This is a genomic window from Streptomyces barringtoniae (assembly GCF_020819595.1).
GTDB classification, from domain to species: domain Bacteria; phylum Actinomycetota; class Actinomycetes; order Streptomycetales; family Streptomycetaceae; genus Streptomyces; species Streptomyces barringtoniae.
Map to the genome: position 1 here is coordinate 259,818 of NZ_JAJHNP010000010.1, position 23,396 is coordinate 283,213.

Sequence of the window (23,396 nt, forward strand, 5' to 3'; positions counted from 1 at the left end):
CGGCCCCTCGCGTGTTGTGCGAGCGGCCAACGCGCGCGTACGTTCGTTTCACCATCCGCCAACCGCCCGCTTGGGAACCTCCATGAACGCCTGCACCCTCGGTGACCTCCTGGACGTCGTCGGCGGCCCCGCCCTGCGCCTGCACACGGCCCCCGCCGGGCAGGCCGTCCCGGTGACCGAGGCCGTGCTCCACGACGGCCGGACCCCGCTCCCCCGGCAGCCCGGCGCACTCCTGCTCGCGGTCGGCGTCCCGGCGGCGGAGGCCGGGCCGCTGCTGCGGGCGGCGGCCGAGGCCGGGCTGACCGGGGTGGTGGTGCGCGGCGCGGACGGCCCGGTCGCGCAGGCGCAGGCGCACGGCGTGGCGCTGCTGTCGGTCGCCGAGGACGCGACCTGGCACCACGTCCATCTGCTGCTCGCCTCGGCCATCGCCGCCCAGCCCGCCGCCATGCCCTCCGACAGCGGCCTCGGCGACCTGTTCGCGCTGGCCGACGCGATCGCGACGGCGACCGGCGGGGCCACCGCCGTCGAGGACCCGCGGCAGCGGATCCTCGCCTACTCCACCGTCCCCGGCCAGCCGGTGGACGAGGACCGCCGGCAGGGCATCCTCGGCCGCCAGGTACCGGCCAGCACGGAGAACACCGAGCAGTACCGCCGGCTCTTCGCCGCCGACCGGCCGATCCGGCTGCCCGCGCTGTCGGACGGGGACCTGCCCCGCCTCGCCATGCCGGTACGGGCCGGCGGGGAGACGCTCGGCTCGGTGTGGGTGATCGACGGCGGCTCGCTCGCCCCGGACGCCGAGGACACCCTCACCCAGGGCGCCTCCACGGCCGCCCTGCTCCTGCTGCGGGCGCGTGCGGCCCGGGAACTGGCCCGGCACCGGGGAAGCGAGTTGCTGCGCCGCCTGCTGGACGGCTCGGCGGCGGACGCGGCGACGGCCGCCGAGCGCCTGGGCCTCGCCGGTCCCGCCCGGGTGGCGGCCTTCGTGCTGGACTCCGCCGCCGGCGTCCCGGACGCCGAGCGCACGGCGCTGCGCCTGCTGGACGTCGTACGCCTGCAGTGCGAGGCGCGCTACGGGCGGCACGCCGGCGTGCTGGTGGACGGGGTGGTGTACGCGGTGCTGCCCGGCCCCGGTGAACGGCACAAGAGGCTGGCCGAGGACATCGTGGCCCGGGCCGGGCAGGCGCTGCGGGTGCCGGTGCGGGCGGCGCTCGGCGAGGTCGTCCCGGACGCGGCGGGGCTGGCGGACTCCCGGGCGGACGCGGACCTGGTGCTGCGGGTGCTGGACGCGGACCTGCCGGTGGCCGGCGTGGACGAGGTACGGCCCCGGGTCACGCTGTTGCGGCTGACCGAAGTGATGGGCGGACGCCGGCAGTTGAGCGCGGGCGCCTGGCGCCGGGTGCTGGCGTACGACGCCGCGCACGGCACGGAGTACGCCCGCACCCTGATCTGCTGGTTCGACGCGGGCTGCGACATGGCGGGTGCGGCGAAGCTCCTCGCCGTCCATCCCAACACCTGCCGCTACCGCCTGCGCCAGCTCCAGCAGCACGCCGGGGTCGACCTGGACGACCCCGACGAACGGCTGGTGCTCTGGCTGCAGTTGAGGGTGCTGGGCGGGCTCAGCTCAGCCACGCCCTGAGCCTGGATTCACACCGCTCGAGGTGCTCCACGGGGACGTACTCCCCCGCCGTGTGGGCGAGGGAGGGGTCCCCGGGACCGTAGTTGAGCGCGGGCACGCCCAGCGCGGCGAACCGGGCGACGTCCGTCCAGCCGAGCTTGGGCCGTGGCTCGGCGCCGAGCGCGGCGACGAGCCCGCCGACCCGGTCCAGGTGCGGCAGGGCACCGCCGACGGCCTCGGTGACGCGCACCTCGTACTCCGGGAAGAGCGAGCGCACGTAGGCCTCCGCCTGCTGCGGCGAACGGCTGGGCGCGAAACGGCAGTTGACGGTGACGACACACTCGTCCGGTACGACGTTCCCGGCGACCCCGGCCCGTACGGCGACGGCGCTGAGCCCCTCCCGGAACTCCAGCCCGTCGACGTGGACCCGCTCGGGCCGGTGCGCGTCCAGCCGCTCGAGGATCCGGCCGGCCTTGTGGGCGGCGTTGACGCCCTGCCAGGCGCGGGCGGTGTGGGCGCGGGCGCCCTTGACCACGATGTCGGCGGTGAGGATGCCCTGACAGCCGGCCTCCACGCCCGCGTCGGAGGGCTCCATGAGGATGGCGAGTGAGGCGTCGGCGAGCAGCTCGGGCCGCTCGGCGCCGATGCGGGCGAGCCCGTTGCGGTCCCCTTCCACCTCCTCGCACTCGTAGAAGACGTAGGTGAGGTCGCGGACGGGAGCGGAGACGGTGGCCGCCAGCCGCAGGGCGACGGCCACCCCGCCCTTCATGTCGCAGGCGCCGAGCCCGTGCACACGGCCGTCGGCGAGCCGGGAGGGCAGGTTTCCGGCGGCCGGGACGGTGTCCAGGTGCCCGGCGATCAGGGCGCGTTCGCCGCGTCCGAGGCGAGTGCGGGCGACGACGGAGTTGCCGACCCGGTCGACGGTGAGATGGGGCAGGGCGCGCAGGGTTTCCTCGACGGCGTCCGCGATCTCCGTCTCCCGTCCGCTCTCGGAGGGCAGGTCGACAAGGGCGCGGGTGAGGGTGACGACGTCGGCGCTGAGGTCGAGGGCGGTCATGCGAGGTCTTCCGGGGAGGTCCGGGCGAGCTTGGAGTGCCGGACGCCGTAGAGGCCGTAGATGACGAGCCCGGCCGCCATCCATGCCCCGAAGGCGATCCAGGTGTCGGTGTCCAGGCTGCCCAGCATGTAGACGCAGAAGCCGACGCCGAGCAGGGGCGTGACGGGCGAGAACGGCACCCGGAAGGAGCGCGGGATGCCGGGGCTGCGCCGGCGCAGCAGGACGACCGCCAGGTTGACCAGCATGAACGCGAAGAGGGTGCCGATGCTGGTGGCGTCGGCGAGGCTGCCGAGCGGGACGAGGACGGCGATGAAGCCGGACACGATCACCGTGTTGGCGCGGGGCACTCCGGTGCGCGGGTGGACCTTGGCGAACAGGGGCGGCACGAGACCGTCCCGGGCCATGGCGAAGAGGATGCGGATCTGCCCGTACTGCACGGTGAGCACCACGCTGGTGGTGGCGACGACCGCGCCGATGGACAGCAGGATCGGCCACAGGTTCCCGCCGCCGACGGAGCGCACGAGCACCTCGCTGAGCGTGGCCTCGGTCCCCGCGAACTGCTTCCACGGCATGGCGCCGAGCGCGGCGACGGCGACGAGCACGTACAGGGCGGTGACCAGGATCAGGGACAGGATGATGGCGCGCGGCAGGTCCCTTTGGGGGTTGCGTGCCTCTTCACCCGCGGTGGAGGCGGCGTCGAACCCGATGTAGGAGAAGAAGAGCGAGGCCGCTCCGGCGCTCATGCCGGCGGTGCCGAGCGGGAAGAGGGGGTGGAAGTTACCGGCACGGAAGGCGGTGAAGGCGACGGCGCAGAACAGCACGAGGGCGGCGATCTTGACGCCGACCATGATGGTGTTGGCGACGGCGCTCTCCCTGGCCCCGCGCAGCAGGACGGCCATGGCGAGTACGACGATGAGGGCGGCGGGGATGTTCAGGGTGCCGCCGGCCCCGGGCGGGGCGCTGAGCGAGTCCGGGAGGGTGACGCCGAAGGTGAGGTCGAGCAGCTCGTTGACGTACTGCCCCCACCCGACGGCGACGGCGGCGACCGACACCCCGTACTCCAGGATCAGGCACCAGCCGCAGACCCAGGCGACCAGTTCGCCGAGCGTGGCGTAGGCGTAGCTGTAGGAGGATCCCGAGCCGGGGATCATGCCGGCCAGCTCGGCGTACGACAGCGCCGAGAACAGGGCGGTGACGCCGGCCAGCACGAAGGAGACGACGACGGCGGGGCCCGCCTCGGGTACGGCCTGGCCCAGCACGACGAAGATGCCGGTGCCGAGGGTGGCGCCCACGCTGAGCAGCGTCAGCTGGGCCACGCCCATGGTCCGCCTGAGCGGGCTGCCGGCGGCTTCCCCGACGAGACGTTGCACCGGCTGGCGGCGGGTGAGCCGACGTGTCCTGATTGCTTCTTGTGCTGTGGCCTCCGGCCGGGTGCCAACTGTGTCCACCGCGCTCTTCCCTCCGCCTCGGGGCTGTATGGCCCTTGATGATGCGGAGGGGGAGGAGCGGCGGGGTGTGCGGATCGGCCAAAGGTGCGGATGCGGGATTGGCCGGATGAGCAATGGAGTGGCGGGGGACGTATGCCGGGGCGGGTCCGTGGGGGCCGGGCGCGCAGTTCCCGCGCCGCTTGGGGCGCCGCAGTGGGGTGGAGGTGAGCGCAACCCACCCGGCCCGCTTCAGTACAGGGCCACCCCTCGCACGGCTCAGCGCAACGCTTCGGCGACCTCCTTCGCCGCCTCCACCACCCTCGGCCCCACCCGCTCCGGCACGGAGTCCGCCAGCATCACCACACCCACGCTGCCCTCGACGCCCGTGACCCCCACCAACGGCGCCGCGGCCCCGCTCGCCCCGGCCTCCAGCTCTCCGTGGGTGAGGGTGTACCCGGGCTCCACGGACGGCGACTGGCGCGCGGCCAGGATCGCCCTGCCCGCCGCCCCCCGGTCCAGCGGATGCCGGAACCCGGCGCGATACGCCACGTGATAGTCGGTCCAGCTCGGTTCGACCACGGCGACGGCCAGCGCCTCCGTGCCGTCCACCAGCGTCAGATGCGCCGTGGCCCCTATGTCCTCGGCGAGCGAGCGCAGCGCGGGCAAAGCGGCCTCCCGCACCAGCGGATGCACCTGCCGGCCGAGCCGCAGCACCCCGAGCCCGACCCGGGCTCGCCCGCCCAAGTCGCGTCGTACGAGGGCGTGTTGTTCCAGCGTGGCGAGCAACCGGTACACCACGGTACGGTTCACGCCCAGTTTCGTGGACAGCTCGGTGACGGTCAGCCCGTGGTCGGTGTCGGCGAGCAGCTTGAGGACACGCAGTCCCCGATCGAGCGTCTGAGAGGTCTCCGCGGTCACGACGCCCACTCCTTTGGTGGTGAGGTCGACGGCCCTCCGAGCGGCGGATGCGTCACCGAGTCCCGTCGGCGACGCGCTTCAGAGGCCGCCGATCGGCAGGACGACCCGGCGGCTCCGGGTCGTGTCGCTTCACGGCTGCGCTCCGCGGCGGCGCTGCCACGGGGCGTGTGCGTAGCGGGACAGTAGCGGTGGAGGTTCGCTGAGCGGAAGTCTCAGTCCAGAATCCGGGCAAGACCATATCCGGCCTGCTGCGATTCGTCCGGATACGCACATGCCCCAGGAACCTGCACGGCGACTCATCGCATGCGCGTGGCCCACTCCTGCACCTTGGCGATCCGCTGCCGCAGCTGCCCGGCCGTGGCCTCCGCGCTGGGCGGCCCGCCGCAGACCCGGCGCAGCTCGGTGTGGATCACCCCGTGCGGCTTGCCGCTCTGGTGGACGTAGGCGCCGACCATCGTGTTGAGCTGCTTGCGCAGCTCCATCATCTCCTTGTGCGTGACCACCGGCCGTCGCTCGGCCGGCAGCTCCAGCAGGTCGGCCTCGGTGTCCGGCTTCTTGCGGCTGTGCGCGATCTGCCGGGCCTGCCGCTTCTGCAGCAGCAGCTGGACCTGCTCGGGCTCCAGCAGCCCCGGAATGCCGAGGTAGTCCTGCTCCTCCTCGCTGCCCGGGTGCGCCTGCATGCCGAACTCGGCGCCGTCGTAGAGCACCCGGTCGAAGACGGCGTCGGACTCCAGCGCCTCGAAGGGCAGCATGTCCTGCTCGCCGGTGTCCTCGTCCTGCTGCTTGTTCGCCTCCTCCATCTCCTTCTCGGATTCGGCGTACGGGTCCTCCTCGCCCTCCTTCTTCGGCTTGTCGAGGGCGTGGTCCCGTTCCTTCTCCATCTCGTTGGCGAAGGTGAGCAGGTCGGGCACGGTCGGCAGGAACACGGACGCGGTCTCGCCGCGCCGCCGGGACCGTACGAAACGCCCGACGGCCTGCGCGAAGAAGAGCGGGGTCGAGATCGTCGTCGCGTACACGCCCACCGCGAGCCGGGGCACGTCGACGCCCTCGGACACCATGCGCACCGCGACCATCCACCGGTCGTTGCTCTCGCTGAAGTCGTCGATCCTCTGCGAGGCGCCGGCGTCGTCGGAGAGGACGAGCGTCGCCTTCGTCCCCGTGATCTCGCGGATCAGCTTGGCGTAGGCGCGGGCGGAGTCCTGGTCGGAGGCGATGACGAGGGCACCGGCGTCCGGGATGGCCTTGCGGACCTCGGTCAGCCGCTGGTCGGCGGCGCGCAGCACGCTGGGCATCCAGTCGCCGCGGGGGTCGAGCGCCGTACGCCAGGCCTGGCTGATCGCGTCCTTGGTCATCGGCTCGCCGAGCCGGGCGGCGATCTCGTCACCGGCCTTCGTGCGCCAGCGCATGTTGCCGCTGTAGGAGAGGAAGATGACCGGCCGGACGACCCCGTCCGACAGGGCGGAGCCGTACCCGTAGGTGTAGTCGGCGGCGGACCGCCGGATGCCGGCGTTGTCCTCCTCGTACGTCACGAAGGGGATGGGGTTGGTGTCGGACCGGAACGGCGTACCGGTCAGGGCGAGGCGCCGCGTCGCCGGCTCGAAGGCCTCCAGACAGGCCTCGCCCCAGGACTTGGAGTCACCGGCGTGGTGGATCTCGTCGAGGATGACGAGCGTCTTGCGCTGCTCGACCCGGTTGCGGTGCAGCATGGGCCGCACGCCGACGCCGGCGTAGGTGACGGCGACGCCGTCGTACTCCCGGCCGAGGGGCCCCGCGCTGTACTCGGGATCGAGCTTGATCCCTATCCTGCCGGCCGCCTCGGCCCACTGCTTCTTCAGGTGCTCGGTCGGCGCGACCACGGTCACCTGCTGCACGACGTGGTGATGCAGCAGCCAGGAGGCGAGCGTCAGCGCGAAGGTCGTCTTGCCGGCGCCGGGCGTGGCGACGGCGAGGAAGTCACGCGGCTGCTCCTGGATGTACTTCTCCATCGCCCCCTGCTGCCAGGCGCGCAGCTTGCTGGCGGTACCCCAGGGCGCGCGGCCCGGGAAGGCGGGCGACAGGTGGTGGGAGTGAGCGGAGGAAGCGGCGGTGGTAGTCACGGTCTCCGTTTTTTGGGGCTGGAATTCAGGGGCCGCGCGCAGCGCGTCCGTTGGGGCGGTGGTGGGTGACGGGTGGGATCGGCTACGTATGACAACCGGGCCACCCTACCGGCGCCCCGGCGGTGTCAGCGTGCGAACGAGGCCGGGTCGCCCGTGGGTGGGACCCACGTCACAGCCGCCGCAGCCGCCCCTACGTCACCCGGCGATGGGCCGTCGCCAGGTCATCGCGCCCTCACATTCCCCCGTCACCGTGCCCTCAGACGTGTCGTCACCCATGCCCCGGCCAGCGCCACCGCGGCCATCGGCAGGAACACGGCGGCGAAGGCCGCGGGATGGGCGCCGCCGGACGTCGCGGCCGTGCTGCCGCCGCCCAGGGACGCGAAGGCGGCGCCGGTCGCGGCGAGCAGGACGACGTTGGACAGGGCGTCGGAGATCTGGAGCGCGGCGGAGTTGGTGCCGGCCTCCTTCGGGGCGGACAGCTTCAGCAGCAGCACGCTGGTGGAGGAGATCACCAGGCCCATGCCGAAGCAGCCGAAGCTCCAGGCGACGGCGAGGGTCCAGACGGGCACGGAGTGCACGAGCACACTGGGCGCGGCGGCGATCGCGGCGGCGACCAGCACCATCCCGGCGGTCATCAGCCGCTCCCGGTAGGGCTGCACGCGCGGCCGGGACTGCACCCACGAGCCCAGCGCCCAGGTGCCGCCGCCCGCCGCCAGCGAGAACCCGGCGAGCATCGGGGACAGCCCGCGCTGGGTGACCAGCATCAGCGGCACGAAGGACTCGGCGGCGATGAAGGAGCCGGCGGACAGCCCGCGCAGCAGCACGACGGAGGGCAGTCCACGGGCCGCGCGGTAGGTGCCGGGCGGGAGGAGACCGAGGACGGCGGGCACCAGCAGGGCGGCGCCGGCCAGCCCGGGGAGGAGGGAGAGGGGACGCAGGTCCTGGGCGGCGTACTGGAGGAGGCCGGCGCCGAGGGAGATGCCGAGGGCGAGCCGGATCCGCCGCCGGTCGAAGGAGCCGGCGCCGGTCTCCGCGTCCACCGGGCCCGAGGCCCTGCGGCGTATCTGCGGCAGGGCGAGGGCGAGCGGGAAGACGACGAGGGCCGGGATGCCGAGGAAGACCCAGCGCCAGCCGAGGTGCTCGGTGACGGCGCCGGAGGCGAGCGGGCCGACGACGGACGGTACGACCCAGCCGGCCGCGAACGCCGCCATGATCGCGGGTCGCAGCCGCTCGGGATAGGCACGGCCGACGACGACGTACAGGGCGACGATGACCAGCCCGCCGCCGAACCCCTGCACGGCCCGCCCGAGGATGAACACCCACATGGCCTGCGCGGTCCCGGCGACGACGAGTCCCGCGGCGAAGGCCCCGATCCCCGTGGTCAGCGCACCGAGCGGCCCGCGCCGGTCGGACCACTGGCCGGCCAGCACCATGCCGAACAGGCTGGTCGTGAAGTACCCGGAGAAGGCGAACGCGTACAGGGCCACGCCGTCCAGTTCCCGCGCCGCGACCGGCATGGCGGTGCCGACGGCGGTCGCCTCGAAGGCGATCAGCAGCACGACGGAGACGATCCCGACACTGAGCGCCCGGTAGGCCCGGCCGAGCACACCGTCGTCCTGCTCGACGGAGTTCACCACGGCGGCATCACGGGATTCGAGGGCACTCATGGTCGCCAGAGTAAGGCGCACGCCGCGGTTTTACCCCTGTCGGTGGACTGGCTCGTCCTCCGACCTTGGTCGTACGTCCCACGTCGTTCATGAACGCCGCATGGCAGTCGCATTGCAGCACCGCCGCCCGCCTTGAGCCCTCGCGCCCCTCCCCCTAACGTCATGTCCACGAACACGGCCGTGTGCCCGAGTGGTTGAGGGGCTCGCCTGCAAAGCGAGTTACGTGGGTTCGAATCCCGCCACGGCCTCCAGCGCCTTGACCAGGCAAAAGAGCGGACGATTGTGGTTGGCAGGGCGGTCAGGGAGGGGATCCTGCCCCTGTTCCTGACCGCCCTGCGGGTGGGTGGACTTCTTCCATGTGCGGTTGTGTGGTTGGCGGGCAGAACTGCCGCCGGTCGTCCGTCAGTTGCAGAAGTTGAGGATGGGGAGGAGACCGTTGCCGCACTGGTTCTCTTCGCCCCCGCCGCCGCCACCGTGGCCGTACGCGGGGGCGGCCTTGGTGGCGACGTGCGTGGGGGGCGTCGCGGCGACGGCGGATGTGGCAGTTGCCACCCCCGCCGCACAGGCGATGCTCAGGGCGGCACACGCCGCGAATACTCGCGGCATCCGGGAAACGGTCTTCTTGGGGTGAGGTGCAGTGTTCATGCCCTCACCATGCACACCCCCGCGACCAGTTGCCCGCCGAGCGCATCCGAGCGGGTGAGCCACCCGCGAGGGCCGGATCCGAATGGGCAAGGCTCCGCGCCCTGGAGGCGGGATCGTGGGTCAGCAGCCCGTTCCGGTGTCGAAGAAGCCCATCCCGGCCTCACGGGCGTCGACGCCTGGGCCGGGGCAGAAGCCGGCCGACCTGGACGGGCGCGGCAAACCTGCGGAAGCACGGCGTCGACGACGAGGACGACTGCAGCGTCCGGCAACACCTGGAGCAGTGGGTGACTCCTGGCAACCCGTGAGTCAACTGCGCATCGGTGGCGGCGGATTACGCCACCCTGTGCGAAGGAAGCCAGGGCGATCGGATCGGGCGGGCCGGGTCAGAGGACGCCGCCCGCCTCGTCCTGGAACATTTCCGTCCAGTAGTGCCAGTCGGTGCCGGGCGCCGTGCCCGTGGGGTCGACGGCCGACAGGGTGTGGATCATCGCCGCGGCCAGCTGGTCGTACGCCTCCGCCGTCAGTTCGTTGCCGAGGTGTTCGTCGATGGTGCGCTCGTGGTGCAGGAGCCAGAACGTGAAGGCGAGGGTGGAGACATCGGTGTTGAGGGGGTGGAGCGTCGCGTCCGGCTCGCTGAAGGTGAGCACCGCGCCCGTTCTGCCGTCGACCACCACGCTGTGGTCCTCGATCAGACGCCCGAGCCGGATCAAGTGATCGGCGTGGGCGGGGAGTTCGCCCCACGAACTGTCGTCCGCGCCCTCCTCCGTGACGTACTCGCGGAGCGTCGGCAGCGGGACGTCCGTGTCGGCGTGGAAGAGGACCGCCGCCTCCGGCAGCCCGGTCTCGCGCAGGAAGCGCCGGGTCGGCTCGTGCGTGAGCGTGGCGGGGAAGTCGACCTCTTCGAAGCGGACCACCCGGCCGTGCCCGAACTCCTGGTCCAGCAGTCGGGCGGGGACGTCCAGGGTGAGGCCGGAGGTGGTGCCGGGGCCCGCGGCGAGGGCGAGCGGGCGGATCAGGGCCGCCGCCTTCCAGTACGGCGGGACCTCGCCGCCCGCGCCCTCCTCGAAGAGGGAGAGGAGGCGGCGGGTCGCCTCGGCCGCCGTCTCGGGGCCGTACCGGTCCGCGAGGGAGGCGAAGCGGCCGCGCAGGCCGGCCAGTTCCTCGGTGACCGCGGCGAAGCGCAGCAGCGTGGCCAGGGAGGACGCGAAGGGGCGGGGGCGGGGGCGGGACGGGTCGAAGAGGTAGGCCGTGGTCAGTTCGCCGGTGCCGCCGTCGAGCAGGATCGACTCGCGGTCCATGCCCGCCGGGTTGAGGAGTTCGCCTATCACCAGCCGGTCCCGCAGTTCGTCCGCCACCCGGAACGGGGCGTCCGTGGCGTCGGCGAGCGTGCGCAGGCCGTGCGTGCGCAGCGGGGAGAAGGTCAGCAGGCCGGTGGCCGCGGGCAGCCCGGTGCCGCCGAGCAGGCCGCGCGTGGGCGGGTGCGTGACATACCGGTCCAGCTCCGCCTCGGTCAGCGTGATCGCCGGAAACCCGGCCTCGGTCGTGCTCATCGCTCCCCCGCGATCTTCCCCATGTGCGCCGGCGCGTGTACGTCGACGGGCAGCCGCCCCCACTGCTGAGCACACTACGCCGCCCCACTGACAACGGCCCCCACCAGCAAGGACGTCGGGCGGCCCGGGCACGTTGCGCGGCCGCGAGAAGGGCCCGCACCGTCAGTCGGCTCGGGCCGCCCGGGCAACCCCGACTGCCGTGCCGGGCCCCGTCACGACCGGCTTACTGGTCCGTCACCACCGCCGCCTGCGGGCGGATGGGGAGCCGGTTGACCGGGCGGCCGGTGGCCGCGCGGACCGCGGAGGCGACCGCGGCCGGTGCCGTCACGACCGGGACCGCGCTGACGGACTTGGCCCCGAAGGGGGCGACCACGTCCCGTTCCTCGACCAGTCTGACGATCCGGATGTCCGGGGCGTCCAGCGCGGTCGGCAGGGCGTATCCGGTCAGGTCGGGGTGGCGGATCAGGCCGCGCGGGGTGCGCAGGTTCTCGGTGAGCGCGATGCCGACACCCTGGGTCACGCCCGCCTCGATACGGGCGGCCAGCTGCGTGGGGTTGAGGATCCGGCCCACGTCCTGGGCGACCGCCAGCTCCACCACGCGCACCGAGCCCAGCTCGATGTCGACGTCCACCACCGCGCGGATCGCGCAGAAGGCCAGGCCCACGAAGGCGTCGCCCTGGCCGGAGGCGTTCAGCGGCTCCGTGGGATGCGGTCGGCACTGCGCGGTGGCCCACAGCTCCTTGCCGTCCAGCGCCTCGGTGACGGTGGTCGACAGCACACCGTCGTACGACGTGATCTTGCCGTCGGTGATCTGGAGCAGCTCCGTCGACATGCCGAACTTGTGCGCGAGCGGCTGCAGGAGCTGGGTGCGGACCATCTTCGCCGCGCGCTCCACCGCGCCGCCCGACACCCAGGTGTGGCGGCCGCGGCAGCCCGCGCCGGCCGGGGGCTGGTCGGTGTCCACCGGCGCCACGTGGACTTCCTCGATGCCGAGGGTCTCCTGGACGATCTGCCGGGCGAGGGTGGTGAAGCCCTGGCCGGTCTCGACGGCGGCGCAGAGGACGGTCGCGACGCCGTCGTGGACCTTGACCGTCGCCGTGGACACCTCGTCGGCGCCCTCCGCGCCGAGCATGTGCACCATGCCCAGGCCGTAGCCGACGCCCCGGCGCACCGCGCCGGGTTCGCCCGCGCCCTCGGGTCCGCCGGGCAGCAGCCACTCCTCCTCGGGCGTGTCCTTGGGCAGGGCCGGGAGCGGGAAGTCCCGCACCGCCTGCAGGAGTTCGGCCACCGGGGCGGGGCAGGTCACCGTCTGGCCGATCGGGAGGACATCGCCGGTCGCGAGGACGTTGCGCAGGCGCAACTCGGCCGGGTCCAGGCCCAGCTTCTTCGCCAGCTTGTCCATCTGGGCCTCGTAGGCGGCGCACACCTGCATCGCACCCTCGCCGCGCACATGGCCGGAGGGCGGGTTGTTGGTGCGCACGGCCCAGCCCTCGATGAAGGCGTTCGGGACGACGTACGGGCCGCATGCGAAGGAGACGGCTGCGGCCAGGGCGTCGGAGGAGGTGTCGGCGTACGCGCCCCCGTCCAGCAGGATCTGCGCCTCCACCTTCACCAGCTTGCCCTCGGCGTCCGCGTGGTGGCGGTACCGGAGCAGCGTCGGATGGCGGTGGGTGTGGCCGAGGAAGGACTCCTCGCGGGTCGCGGTGAGCTTCACCGGGCAGCCGGTCTTCAGGGCGAGCAGGCCGAGCGGGAGCTGGAAGCCCTGGTCCTCGCGGTCGGCGGTGGCGCCCGGCACCCCGGTGACGACGATCTTCACCCGATCCGGGGACAGGCCGTAGCAGGCCGCGGCGGTGTTGCGGTCGGTGTGCGGGTCGGTGGAGGCCAGGTACAGCTCCACGCCGCCGTCGGGCCGCGGCACGGCGAGGCCCGCCTCGGCGCCGATCGGGGCCGGGTCCTGGCGCCCTATGCGGTACTGGCCCTCCACGACGACCTCGCCGACCGCCGACGGGTCGCCGTGGTGCAGCGGGATGTGCCGGATCAGGTTGCCGTCGGGGTGCAGCGGCTCGGCCTCGAAGGCCTGCTCGGGGTCGACGACCGGGTCGAGTACTTCGTACTCGACGATGACGGCCGCCGCGGCCATCCGCGCGGTGTCCGGATGGTCGGCGGCGACGGCCGCGATGGGCTCGCCGTGGTGGCGTACGACCTCCGAGGCGAACACCGGCCGGTCAGGAGTGCCCCGGCCGTGGCGCGGGGTGCCGGGCACGTCCTCGTGCGTGACGACGGCCCGTACGCCGGGCATCTCGCGCGCGTGGCTGGTGTCGATGGACACGATGCGCGCGTGCGCGTGCGGGGAGCGCAGGACGGCCGCCCACAGCAGGCCCTCGGCCCACAGGTCGGCGGCGTACGGGAAGGTGCCCTCGGTCTTGGCGCGGGCGTCGGCGTGCGGCAGGGAGGCGCCGATGCCGTGCGGCAGCGGCTCGGCCTCGGGGGCGGGTTCCGTGGCGGTGGTCGCCGTGGCGGCTTCGTTGCTCACGCCTGGCCTCCGTCCTGGCCGTAGTGCGGGTCGTGCGGTCCAGAGGTGCCGTACGGGTCGGGCGTGCCGTACGGGTCGGGCGTGCCGTACGGCGGCGTGTCCGTGCCGTAGGGCGGCGTGTCGCCGTAGCCGCCGGGAGCGGCCTGCGGCGTGTCGAACGCGCCCGGGGCCTCGAACGCCGACGGGTTGACCCCGCCGGCCCCGGGGCCCGCCTGGTGGGGAATACGGGCCCCGTCCGCGTCCGTCTCGACGTCTGCGGCGTGCGCGGCCTCGCGTTCTGCGACGACCTCCTGGACGGCTTCCAGGACGCCCCGGTAGCCGGAGCAGCGGCACAGGTTGCCGCACAGCGCCTGCCGGGTCTCCAGCTCGGTCGGCGCGGGGTTGCCCTCCAGCAGGTCGTGCAGGGTCATCGCCATGCCGGGCACGCAGAAACCGCACTGCACGGCACCGCAGCGGGCGAGCGCGCGCTGCACGTCGGAGGACTGTCCGTCGACGGCCAGGCCCTCGACCGTACGCACCTCGCTGCCGGCGGCGGTGACCGCCGGGACCAGGCAGGAGGCCACCAGGCGGCCGTCGACCTGGACGTTGCAGGCGCCGCACTCGCCCTGCGAGCAGCCGTCCTTGGCGCCCGCGAGCCCGAGCCGCTCCCGCAGGACGTACAGCAGCGACTCGCCGATCCAGGCGTCGGTGACGGGCCGGTCGGCGCCGTTGACGCGCAGGACGTAGGAGGCCAGCGGGTGGTCGTCGTGCGGCGGGAGGGGGGCGGTGTGCTCCGCGTGTCCCCCGGCGGCGGCTTCCTGTGGCTGGGCCGCGGTGTCCTCGGGCGCGTCGTCCGCCCCGGGTGCGCCCACTGCGGCCTCGGGCGCGTCGGCGGCGTGCTCCGGGACGGCTGCGGGGGCCGGGGTCCGAGGCGCCGTGCGGTCGGCGGGCGCCGCGTCGGGGCTCGTGGGTGTGCTGAGCCCTGTGGCCGCCTGTGGGGCTCCGGCGGGGGCCGTGCGGCCTTGGGGACCCGTTCGGCCTACTGGGCCGTCAGCGGGGCGCCCAGGGGCCTCCGCGGGGCCGCGGCCGTCCCTGCCCGGTGCCGGTCCCGCCGTCGACTCGGCCCGCTGCTGCGGGAACGCGGTCCGCGCGCCGGGCCGCGCCGGCTCCGGGGACTCGGGGAACTCGGCAGGCTCGGCGGACTCGTCGGCGCCGCGGTGGCCGGCTTCGGCGCGGCGAGCCTCGACGTGCGCCTCGGGGGCCTCGGCCCGGCGGCCGTCGCCGTGCCCGGCCGGCTGATGCCCGGCGCCCCCATGCCCGGGTTCTCCTGCTCCGGTCCCCTCGCGAGCGGCCGGGGCGCGGTCGCCCGGGACCTGCCCGTACCGCTCGTCCGGTGCGGGTGCGTAGCGGGGTGCGGCCGGACCGCCCGCCGGACGGGCGTCGGGGTGGTCGGGCTCGGCGGGCCGGTCCCAGGGGCGGGCCGCCTCCTCCGTCGCCCAGGGCGCGGGCGCGCCGCCGGGCAGAGTGGCCGGCGGGGTGCCGCCCCACTGCTCGACCAGGGACGACGTGGTGAACTCGCCGGACTCGTCCGGAAGATCGCCACCGGCGACCGGGATCGACCACTGCCCGGTGACGTCGTGGCCGGGCGCGGCCGGGGCGGCGGGCTCCTCGAAGGTCCAGTGCTGGGTCGCGCCGGGGTTGTAGGTGAACCGGTCGTCCGCGGCCTGCGTCTGGGGCGTGGCGTTCGGGTCGGGCCACTCGGCGCCGCCCGCGGGCGCGGTCCAGGTGCCGGTCGCGGCGGGCTCGCCGGTGCCGGGGGCGACCGCTATCCGCGGCGGCACATAGCCGTGGCCCGGCGCGGCCAGCGGGCTGTCGCCGGACAGCAGGGCGTCGATGCCGCCCTCGGGGAGCTTGACGAAGGCGGTGGCGCCGTCGTCGTAGTCGCCCTGGGGCAGCGGGTCCCAGCGTCCGCCGCCCTGGGGCGTGCCCTGTCCGTGCTGGTCGTCGGTCACGACAGCGCCCTCCCCAGTGCTCGTCGGGCCAGTGCGGCGACGGTGCGCCGCAGGTGCAGTACGGCGGGCGGAAGCGGGGCCACCGAGCCGTCGGCCTCCGGCGCCGGGTCCGGGATGCAGGCCGCGGCGACGTACTCCCCGAAGGCGTTCAGGGCCTCCGGGACAAGCGCGCGGTCGTTGTCCCAGTCGATCAGCTGGGCGACCCACTGCTCGGCCTCCAGGGGCCTGAGCGGCATCGGCGCTATGGCACCGACGGCGCACCGCACTCCGCGCCGGGCGGGGTCGAGGACCAGGGCCACGGAGGCCAGCGCACGGCCCGGGCCGGTGCGTCCGGTCGCCTTCAGGAAGACCTGCGGGGCGTGCAGCAGCGGCACGCGCACGTAGCCGATGAGTTCGCCGCCGCGCAGCATCTCCATGCCGGCCAGCAGGTGCGACACCGGGATCTCCCGGCGGGCTCCGCCCGGGCCCGCGATGATCAGCGTCGCCTCCAGGGCGGCCAGCACCGGCAGCGCGTCGCCGGTGGGGGCGGCCGAGGCGATGTTGCCGCCCAGGGTGCCCGCGTTGCGGATGTGCGGCGGGCCCGCGGCGCGCGCTGCGGCGGCGAGCGCCGGGATCAGGGCCGCGAAGTCGGGGCGGCCCATGCGCGCGTGTGTGAGGCCCGCGCCGAGCAGCGCGTGGCCGTCCTGGTACTGCCAGCCGCGGATCTCGCTGATCCGCCCGAGACCCACCAGGGCGGCGGGCCTGAGCTGGCCGGAGTTGACGGCGGCCATCAGGTCGGTGCCGCCCGCGACGGGCACGGCGGTGGGCATGGCCGCGAGGGCCGCCACGGCCTCGTCCAGCGTCGTGGGCAGCGTGACGGCCTGCTCCGCCTGCGGTGCGTGCGTGGTCAAACCGGCTGCCCCTTCCCGCTGCCCCACCTGGTCCCACCTGTGTGGCCGTACGGTACGTGCTCACAGGGCGGACGTGGCAACTCTGGCACATCTTCGCAAGGGGCGAAGACGGGGGTCCCTTAGGAGGCATTCGCCCACCTCATCGCGGAGATGGTCCGTTTTCGCACGGCATCACCGGTGCACACCGATTGACACTCTTCGGTGACTCTTGGCGCGGTTTTCCAGCACTCGTTCGATACGACCGGCCGGACCGGACGCTCACCTGTTCGACGGCGGTCCCTCGATCGGGCGACCGGGCACACCGGGGCGTTTCTGCCACGGCCGGGGTCCGGTGGGCGGCCGGTAGCCGACACCGAGGGCGTCAAGTCGCGCGTAATGGGCGGTCATACGGCGTTCGAAGCCGGCGAAGTCCCGTTCCGCGGGGGCGGGCAGCCGGCTCCAGGCCACCTCGGCGAAGGCCGCGAGCCGGGGGAAGGTCTGGTAGTCCACGCGCGCGGTGTCCTCCAGCACCTCGGTCCAGACGTTGGCCTGAGTGCCCAGCACATGCCGGGCCTCGTCCTCGGTGAGCCCGTCCGGGACGGGCTCGAACCGGTAGACGTCCTCCAGGGTGCGCACGAAGCCGATCGGCACCGGTTCGTCCTCGCCCGGGGCCTGACGGTGGTCCAGATACACGTACTGCTCGGGGCACATGACGACGTCGTGGCCGGCCCGCGCGGCCGCGATCCCGCCGCCGTAACCGCGCCAGGACGACACCGCGGCGCCCTTCGCCAGCCCGCCCTCCAGGATCTCGTCCCAGCCGATGAGCCGGCGCCCGCGCGCGGCGAGCCAGGCGTCGAAGTGCCCGATGAACCACGACTGCAGCTCGTCCTCGTCGGCGAGAGCGAGTTCCGCGATCCGGGTCTTGGCCGTCACCGACTCCGTCCACTGCTCCTTGCGGCATTCGTCGCCGCCGACGTGGACGAAGTGCGAGGGGAACAGCTCCAGGACCTCCTCGAACACCCCCTCGTAGAAGCGCAGGGTGGTGTCAGTGGGGGCGAGTACGTTGGCGGAGATCCCCCAGTTGTCCCAGACGGTGAGGGCGGTGGTGTCGATGACGTCGGTGTTGCCGAGTTCCGGGTACGCGGCGATGGCGGCCTGCGAATGGCCAGGTACGTCGATTTCCGGGACGACGGTGATATGCCGCTCGGCGGCGTAGGCGACGATCTCCCGGATGTCGTCCTGGGTGTAGTAACCACCGTGTGGTTTCTCCTCCCACAGCGGGGAGGCCCGGTGACCGAATTTCGACCGTGCCCGCCAGGAGGCGGTTTCGGTCAGCTTCGGATACCGCTTGATCTCGATCCGCCAGCCCTGGTCGTCGGTCAGATGGAAATGGAAGACGTTGAGTTTGTGGGCCGCCATCAGGTCGAGATAGCGCAGCACGCCTTCCTTCGGCATGAAGTGCCGCGCCACGTCGAGGAGTAGACCGCGCCAGCCGAAACGGGGGGCGTCGCGGATGGTGACGGCCGGGAACTCCCACTCGGTGCGGCCGCCGACGGGGGCGCGCCGGAAGGCCTCCGGACCGAGCAGCTGACGGAAGGTCTGGGCGCCCCAGAACAGGCCGGCCTCGCTCGCGCCGTCGATGCAGACGAGGTAGCCGTCGGCGCACAGCTGATAGGCCTCCGGGCTGCCGAGTTCCTCCTCGAGCGAGGGGTTGATCCGCAGCAGGACGCGGGAGCCGCTGTCGCTGTGCGGGGCCAGCGGCAGTCCGGTCGCCGCGCCGACGGTCGTGCGCAGCCAGCGCGCGACCCTCTCGGTGCCCTCGGTGGCGTCGATCTCGGTGTCCGCGTCGATGACGAAGCCGGTGCCGCCGCCGGGCAGCGAGGCCGACACGCTGTTCGGCGCGGGGACCAGCGCCGCATCCGGTTCCGGGAAGAGGGGTTTGTCGCTCATGCCGCTCCGTCGCACCTCCGCCACGCACGTTGCACGGAGTGCAACGGCCGTTCCACTGCGTACAACTGCGACGGAGGCTACAGGTCTTGACCACTCATGGCCAGAGACCACTCGCGGCGGAGAACGCCCACGACCAGAGACCACTCACGGCCGGAGAACACGAAGACCCCGGCATGCGCGCAGGCACACACCGGGGGCCTCCCGTACGCGGACGGACCCCTACTTGTCGCCGCCCTTGTCCTCGCCGCCGCTGCCCATGGACTCGTAGATCTCCTTGCACATGGGGCACACGGGGTACTTCTTCGGGTCGCGGCCCGGCACCCAGACCTTGCCGCACAGCGCCACGACGGGGGTGCCGTCGAGGGCGCTCGCCATGATCTTGTCCTTCTGGACGTAGTGGGCGAAGCGCTCGTGGTCGCCGTCGCCGTGGGACACCTGTGGCGTCGGCTCTACGAGGGTCCCCGTACCAGTCCCGCGCTCGGGCTCGAGAGTGCTCATAAGCCCCAGGGTACTGAAGCGCACAGCTATCAGTTGAGCGACGGGTCGTCCGGATACGTGGCCACCATCGCCAGTTCGTTGCGCTGGCGGCGCAGCACCTCGCGCCAGAGCCTCTCCGGGGCCGGTGAGGAGACGTCCCCGGGTTCGGACTCGACCACGTACCAGGCACCCTCGACGAGCTCGTCCTCCAGCTGGCCGGGCCCCCAGCCGGCGTATCCGGCGAAGATCCGCAGGGAACCGAGGGCCGAGGCGAGCAGTTCCGGCGGGGCCTCCAGGTCGACCAGACCGATCGCGCCGTGCACCCTGCGCCAGCCGAGCGGGGCGAGGTCGCCGTTCGCACCGCCCGGGATGACCGCGACGCCGAGCGCGGAGTCCAGCGAGACGGGGCCGCCCTGGAAAACCACGCCGGGCTCACCGGTGAGGTCGGCCCAGCCTTCCAGGATGTCGCCCACGTCCACCGGGGTGGGGCGGTTGAGGACGACGCCGAGGGAACCCTCCTCGTCGTGGTCGAGAAGGAGCACCACCGCGCGGTCGAAGTTCGGGTCCGCCAGGGCGGGAGTGGCCACGAGCAGCCGCCCTGTGAGCGAGGACACCTCGGTCATGCCAGACATGATCCCGCATCTTCCCCTCCGGTGGGGAGCCAATCGGGGTGCGGGAGTGAACGCAGCTCAGGGAGCACGGAAGCGCCCCGGGCGCACTGCCCGGACCGGTGACCCCATGTGCCCGATAGCGCACGGTTCGTGTTGTGACACAGCTATGACGCGACTGGGCGGTCCTTGGACTTACGGGAGGGGGGTGATCGGCGATTACCCTGTCTCTCCCGGCCCCCGCGCAACAGTGATCGGCCGCCCCCTGACCAACTCATCGGAACGCGAGATACATGACCGTCAACGACGATGTCCTGCTTGTCCACGGCGGAACCCCGCTGGAGGGCGAGATCCGTGTCCGCGGTGCGAAGAACCTCGTACCGAAGGCCATGGTCGCCGCCCTGCTGGGCAGCGCGCCGAGCCGCCTGCGCAACGTTCCCGACATCCGTGACGTGCGGGTCGTCCGCGGCCTGCTGCAGCTGCACGGGGTGACGGTCCGGCCCGGGGAGGAGCCCGGCGAGCTGGTGCTCGACCCCACGCACGTCGAGAGCGCCAACGTGGCTGACATCGATGCCCACGCGGGCTCCAGCCGTATCCCGATCCTGTTCTGCGGCCCGCTGCTGCACCGCCTCGGCCACGCGTTCATCCCCGGTCTCGGCGGCTGCGACATCGGCGGCCGGCCCATCGACTTCCACTTCGACGTGCTGCGGCAGTTCGGCGCGACCATCGAGAAGCGCGCGGACGGGCAGTACCTGGAGGCCCCGAAGGGCCTGCGCGGTACTAAGATCCGGCTGCCGTACCCGTCCGTCGGCGCGACCGAGCAGGTGCTGCTGACGGCCGTACTCGCCGAGGGCGTAACGGAGTTGTCCAACGCGGCCGTCGAGCCGGAGATCGAGGACCTGATCTGCGTCCTGCAGAAGATGGGCGCGATCATCGCGATGGACACCGACCGCACGATCCGCATCACCGGTGTGGAGCGGCTCGGCGGTTACGCCCACCGCGCCCTCCCGGACCGCCTGGAGGCCGCCTCCTGGGCTTCCGCCGCGCTCGCGACCAACGGCAACATCTACGTCCACGGCGCCCAGCAGCGGTCGATGATGACGTTCCTGAACACCTACCGCAAGGTGGGCGGGGCCTTCGAGATCGACGACGAGGGCATCCGTTTCTGGCACCCCGGCGGCCAGTTGAAGTCCATCGCGCTGGAGACGGACGTACACCCCGGTTTCCAGACCGACTGGCAGCAGCCGCTGGTGGTGGCCCTGACCCAGGCCACGGGCCTGTCCATCATCCACGAGACGGTCTACGAGTCCCGTCTGGGCTTCACCTCGGCCCTCAACCAGATGGGCGCCCACATCCAGCTCTACCGCGAGTGCCTGGGCGGCTCCGACTGCCGCTTCGGCCAGCGCAACTTCCTGCACTCCGCGGTCGTCTCCGGACCCACCCGGCTCCAGGGCGCCGACCTGGTCATCCCCGACCTGCGCGGCGGCTTCTCGTACCTGATCGCGGCCCTGGCGGCCGAGGGCACCTCCCGCGTCCACGGCATCGAGCTGATCAACCGCGGCTACGAGAACTTCATGGAGAAGCTCGTGGAACTGGGCGCGAAGGTGGAGCTGCCGGGCAAGGCGCTCGGCTGACGGGTTCCCGCGCCGTACGACGAAGGGGCGGCCCTCCGGTGAAGGAGGGCCGCCCCTTTGACGTCATCGTGCGTCAGAACGCACCGTACGTCGTCCCGTGACGTACGAACGACAGGGTCACTTGCCCTTGGCGGCTTCCTTCAGCTTGCTGCCCGCGGTGACCTTCACGCTGTAGCCGGCGGGGATGTTGATCGGCTCGCCGGTCTGCGGGTTGCGCGCGGTGCGGGCGGCACGGTGGGTGCGCTCGAAGGTCAGGAAGCCGGGGATGGTGACCTTCTCGTCGCCCTTGGCGACGATCTCGCCGACGGTCTCGGCGAACGCGGCCAGCACAGCGTCGGCGTCCTTGCGGGTCACCTCGGCGCGGTCGGCCAGCGCGGCCACCAGCTCACTGCGGTTCATGTTGTTACTCCCGTGTTTTTCTTGCCGTTGGGGTGTGCCACGCGACGGATCCGCCCGAGGCACTGCGATGCCGATGCGCTCGCGCCCAGGGACGCATCCTGCCCCTACCTGCGGCGGTAAAGCCAATCCGGCACCCGTAGGAGTCGTGAGAACACCCTGGGGAGTCACACGAAAAGCGCCTGCTCGGCGTCACCCTAGAGTGCGCCCGGCATCGGCTGGTTCCACGACGCGCCGGTGCACGGGCCGCCGTGGTGATCCTCACAGGCCCTGCACAGTACGGCACGCCGTCACCGGACCGACGCCCGGCCGCCGCTTCGCCTTCACCCGGACGGGAGCGGCGGCGCCCGGACCACGGCCTCGGCCCGCCCGGGCCGGATCCTCCGCACGCCACGGCCGAAGCGGTACGGCCGGGCCCTGCGGCGTCAGGTCCGTGCTCTCGGCGCATGACGTCGCGGGGCTGGGGAGGACGTTTGACGACAGGCCCTAGGCCGTGGCCCCGGCCGCCTTCGCGGCCTCGCGGACCGCTCCGGCGACGGCGCCCGCGACCTTGTCGTTGAAGACGCTCGGGATGATGTAGTTCGGGTTCAGCTCGTCCTGGCTGACCACGTCGGCGAGGGCCTTCGCCGCCGCCAGCATCATCTCGGTGTTGACGGTGCGGGACTGGGCGTCCAGCAGGCCGCGGAAGACACCCGGGAAGACCAGCACGTTGTTGATCTGGTTCGGGAAGTCGGAGCGGCCGGTGGCCACAACGGCCGCCGTCTGACGGGCGATTGCAGGGTCCACCTCGGGGTCGGGGTTCGCGAGCGCGAACACGATGGCGCCGTCGGCCATGGCGGCCACGTCGTCGCCGTCGAGGACGTTCGGCGCGGAGACCCCGATGAACACGTCGGCGTCGCGCACGGCCTCCTTGAGGGTGCCGGTGAGGCCCTCGGGGTTGGTGTTGTCGGCGATCCAGCGCAGCGGCGAGTCGGCCGGGGCGTTCACCAGGTCCTCGCGGCCGGAGTGGACGACACCGTGGATGTCGGCGACGACGGCGTTCTTCACGCCGGCGGCGAGCAGCAGCTTGAGGATGGCCGTACCGGCCGCGCCGGCGCCGGACATCACGACCCGGATGTTCTCGATCGCCTTGTCGGTGACGCGAAGTGCGTTGGTCAGGGCGGCGAGGACGACGATGGCGGTGCCGTGCTGGTCGTCGTGGAAGACGGGGATGTCGAGCGCCTCGCGCAGCCGGGCCTCGATCTCGAAGCAGCGCGGCGCGGAGATGTCCTCCAGGTTGATGCCGGCGAAGCCGGGGGCGATCGCCTTGACGATCTCCACGATCGCGTCCGTGTCCTGGGTGTCCAGGCAGATCGGCCAGGCGTCGATGCCGGCGAAGCGCTTGAACAGGGCCGCCTTGCCCTCCATGACCGGCAGCGCCGCCTTCGGGCCGATGTTGCCGAGGCCCAGCACGGCGGAGCCGTCCGTCACGACCGCAACGGAGTTGCGCTTGATGGTGAGGCGGCGGGCGTCCTCGGGGTTCTCGGCGATCGCCATGCAGACACGGGCCACACCCGGGGTGTAGACCATGGACAGGTCGTCACGGTTGCGGATGGGGTGCTTCGACGCCATCTCGATCTTGCCGCCGAGGTGCATCAGGAACGTACGGTCGGAGACCTTGCCGAGGGTGACGCCCTCGATCCCGCGCAGCTTCTCGACGATCTCCTCGGCGTGGGCCGTGGAGGTGGCCGCGATGGTGACGTCGATACGGAGCTTCTCGTGGCCGGACGCGGTGACGTCGAGGCCGGTCACCGAGCCTCCGGAGGACTCCACCGCGGTGGTGAGCTGCGAGACGGCGGTTCCGCTCGCGGGCACCTCCAGCCGGATGGTCATCGAGTAGGAGACGCTGGGCGCCGTTGCCATGGCCGACTTCCTCTGCTTTCACCGTGTCGCGAGTTGTGCCGTCCGATCGTCGCACCTACCG

17 protein-coding genes and 1 tRNA gene are annotated in these 23,396 nt (G+C 72.7%); 3 read left to right on the top strand and 15 right to left on the bottom strand.

From position 1 onward, the window contains the following. Positions 1–82: 82 nt before the first annotated feature. The gene (locus LMU33_RS20450; protein WP_228621934.1) at positions 83–1,636 is read left to right on the top strand and encodes a PucR family transcriptional regulator; all 1,554 of its coding nucleotides are present in this window, start codon (positions 83–85) and stop codon (positions 1,634–1,636) included. Here LMU33_RS20450 and dapE read toward each other — a convergent pair. From dapE to LMU33_RS20475, 5 genes are all read right to left on the bottom strand, one after another. Next, positions 1,617–2,672 (bottom strand): succinyl-diaminopimelate desuccinylase, encoded by a 1,056-nt coding sequence (dapE, locus tag LMU33_RS20455; protein WP_228621935.1) that lies wholly within the window; start codon positions 2,670–2,672, stop codon positions 1,617–1,619. The genes LMU33_RS20450 and dapE overlap by 20 nt on opposite strands. Beyond that, entirely contained in the window at positions 2,669–4,120 is a 1,452-nt protein-coding gene (locus LMU33_RS20460) for an amino acid permease (protein WP_228621936.1), read from the bottom strand. Before LMU33_RS20460 ends, dapE begins: the two co-directional genes overlap by 4 nt. 255 nt (positions 4,121–4,375) lie before the next feature. Next, positions 4,376–5,017 carry an IclR family transcriptional regulator gene (locus tag LMU33_RS20465; RefSeq protein ID WP_228621937.1) on the bottom strand — a complete coding sequence of 214 codons (642 nt, stop codon included), beginning with the start codon at positions 5,015–5,017 and terminating at the stop codon, positions 4,376–4,378. 296 nt (positions 5,018–5,313) lie between these two features. After that, entirely contained in the window at positions 5,314–7,113 is a 1,800-nt protein-coding gene (locus tag LMU33_RS20470) for a DEAD/DEAH box helicase (RefSeq protein ID WP_228621938.1), read from the bottom strand. A 245-nt stretch (positions 7,114–7,358) separates the two neighbouring features. Next, positions 7,359–8,780 (bottom strand): MFS transporter, encoded by a 1,422-nt coding sequence (locus LMU33_RS20475; protein ID WP_228621939.1) that lies wholly within the window; start codon positions 8,778–8,780, stop codon positions 7,359–7,361. 176 nt (positions 8,781–8,956) lie between these two features. Between LMU33_RS20475 and LMU33_RS20480 the strand changes: the two genes are divergently transcribed. After that, a tRNA-Cys gene (locus LMU33_RS20480) sits at positions 8,957–9,031 on the top strand. A gap of 151 nt (positions 9,032–9,182) precedes the next feature. Here the strand turns inward: LMU33_RS20480 and LMU33_RS20485 are convergent. The 8 genes from LMU33_RS20485 to LMU33_RS20520 form a co-directional block, all read right to left on the bottom strand. Continuing rightward, the gene (locus tag LMU33_RS20485; protein ID WP_228621940.1) at positions 9,183–9,425 is read right to left on the bottom strand and encodes a hypothetical protein; all 243 of its coding nucleotides are present in this window, start codon (positions 9,423–9,425) and stop codon (positions 9,183–9,185) included. A 383-nt stretch (positions 9,426–9,808) separates the two neighbouring features. After that, entirely contained in the window at positions 9,809–10,975 is a 1,167-nt protein-coding gene (locus tag LMU33_RS20490) for an SUKH-4 family immunity protein (RefSeq protein WP_228621941.1), read from the bottom strand. A 223-nt stretch (positions 10,976–11,198) separates the two neighbouring features. Continuing rightward, the gene (locus tag LMU33_RS20495; protein WP_228621942.1) at positions 11,199–13,508 is read right to left on the bottom strand and encodes a xanthine dehydrogenase family protein molybdopterin-binding subunit; all 2,310 of its coding nucleotides are present in this window, start codon (positions 13,506–13,508) and stop codon (positions 11,199–11,201) included. Further along, complete coding sequence (locus LMU33_RS20500) at positions 13,505–15,499, bottom strand: 2Fe-2S iron-sulfur cluster-binding protein (RefSeq protein ID WP_228621943.1); 1,995 nt, start codon at positions 15,497–15,499, stop codon at positions 13,505–13,507. Before LMU33_RS20500 ends, LMU33_RS20495 begins: the two co-directional genes overlap by 4 nt. Beyond that, positions 15,496–16,389: an FAD binding domain-containing protein gene (locus tag LMU33_RS20505; protein ID WP_228621944.1), complete on the bottom strand. Its 894-nt coding sequence runs from the start codon at positions 16,387–16,389 to the stop codon at positions 15,496–15,498. The genes LMU33_RS20500 and LMU33_RS20505 overlap by 4 nt, the downstream gene beginning before the upstream one ends. Before the next feature lie 258 nt (positions 16,390–16,647). Then, complete coding sequence (locus LMU33_RS20510) at positions 16,648–18,318, bottom strand: beta-N-acetylhexosaminidase (protein ID WP_228621945.1); 1,671 nt, start codon at positions 18,316–18,318, stop codon at positions 16,648–16,650. Between the two features lie 219 nt (positions 18,319–18,537). Beyond that, on the bottom strand, positions 18,538–18,816 hold the full coding sequence (locus tag LMU33_RS20515) for a DUF3039 domain-containing protein (protein WP_069780555.1): 279 nt from the start codon (positions 18,814–18,816) through the stop codon (positions 18,538–18,540). 29 nt (positions 18,817–18,845) lie between these two features. After that, positions 18,846–19,418: a YqgE/AlgH family protein gene (locus LMU33_RS20520; protein WP_055707730.1), complete on the bottom strand. Its 573-nt coding sequence runs from the start codon at positions 19,416–19,418 to the stop codon at positions 18,846–18,848. Between the two features lie 278 nt (positions 19,419–19,696). Here LMU33_RS20520 and murA point away from each other — a divergent pair, with 278 nt between their 5' ends. Continuing rightward, complete coding sequence (gene murA / locus LMU33_RS20525) at positions 19,697–21,037, top strand: UDP-N-acetylglucosamine 1-carboxyvinyltransferase (RefSeq protein ID WP_228621946.1); 1,341 nt, start codon at positions 19,697–19,699, stop codon at positions 21,035–21,037. 117 nt (positions 21,038–21,154) lie between these two features. Here murA and LMU33_RS20530 read toward each other — a convergent pair whose 3' ends face one another. Continuing rightward, positions 21,155–21,436, bottom strand: coding sequence for an HU family DNA-binding protein (locus tag LMU33_RS20530; protein WP_023550134.1), 282 nt, complete (start codon positions 21,434–21,436; stop codon positions 21,155–21,157). 483 nt (positions 21,437–21,919) lie between these two features. Further along, entirely contained in the window at positions 21,920–23,335 is a 1,416-nt protein-coding gene (locus LMU33_RS20535) for an NAD-dependent malic enzyme (protein WP_228621947.1), read from the bottom strand. Positions 23,336–23,396: the final 61 nt, after the last annotated feature.

What these genes read in the sequence shown, in the direction of transcription:
- LMU33_RS20450 (WP_228621934.1), top strand. Translation starts at nt 83, where the DNA reads ATGAACGCCTGCACCCTCGGTGACCTCCTGGACGTCGTCGGCGGCCCC.
- dapE (WP_228621935.1), bottom strand. Translation starts at nt 2,672, where the DNA reads ATGACCGCCCTCGACCTCAGCGCCGACGTCGTCACCCTCACCCGCGCC.
- LMU33_RS20475 (WP_228621939.1), bottom strand. Translation starts at nt 8,780, where the DNA reads ATGAGTGCCCTCGAATCCCGTGATGCCGCCGTGGTGAACTCCGTCGAG.
- LMU33_RS20485 (WP_228621940.1), bottom strand. Translation starts at nt 9,425, where the DNA reads ATGAACACTGCACCTCACCCCAAGAAGACCGTTTCCCGGATGCCGCGA.
- LMU33_RS20490 (WP_228621941.1), bottom strand. Translation starts at nt 10,975, where the DNA reads ATGAGCACGACCGAGGCCGGGTTTCCGGCGATCACGCTGACCGAGGCG.
- LMU33_RS20510 (WP_228621945.1), bottom strand. Translation starts at nt 18,318, where the DNA reads ATGAGCGACAAACCCCTCTTCCCGGAACCGGATGCGGCGCTGGTCCCC.
- LMU33_RS20515 (WP_069780555.1), bottom strand. Translation starts at nt 18,816, where the DNA reads ATGAGCACTCTCGAGCCCGAGCGCGGGACTGGTACGGGGACCCTCGTA.
- LMU33_RS20520 (WP_055707730.1), bottom strand. Translation starts at nt 19,418, where the DNA reads ATGACCGAGGTGTCCTCGCTCACAGGGCGGCTGCTCGTGGCCACTCCC.
- murA (WP_228621946.1), top strand. Translation starts at nt 19,697, where the DNA reads ATGACCGTCAACGACGATGTCCTGCTTGTCCACGGCGGAACCCCGCTG.
- LMU33_RS20530 (WP_023550134.1), bottom strand. Translation starts at nt 21,436, where the DNA reads ATGAACCGCAGTGAGCTGGTGGCCGCGCTGGCCGACCGCGCCGAGGTG.
- LMU33_RS20535 (WP_228621947.1), bottom strand. Translation starts at nt 23,335, where the DNA reads ATGGCAACGGCGCCCAGCGTCTCCTACTCGATGACCATCCGGCTGGAG.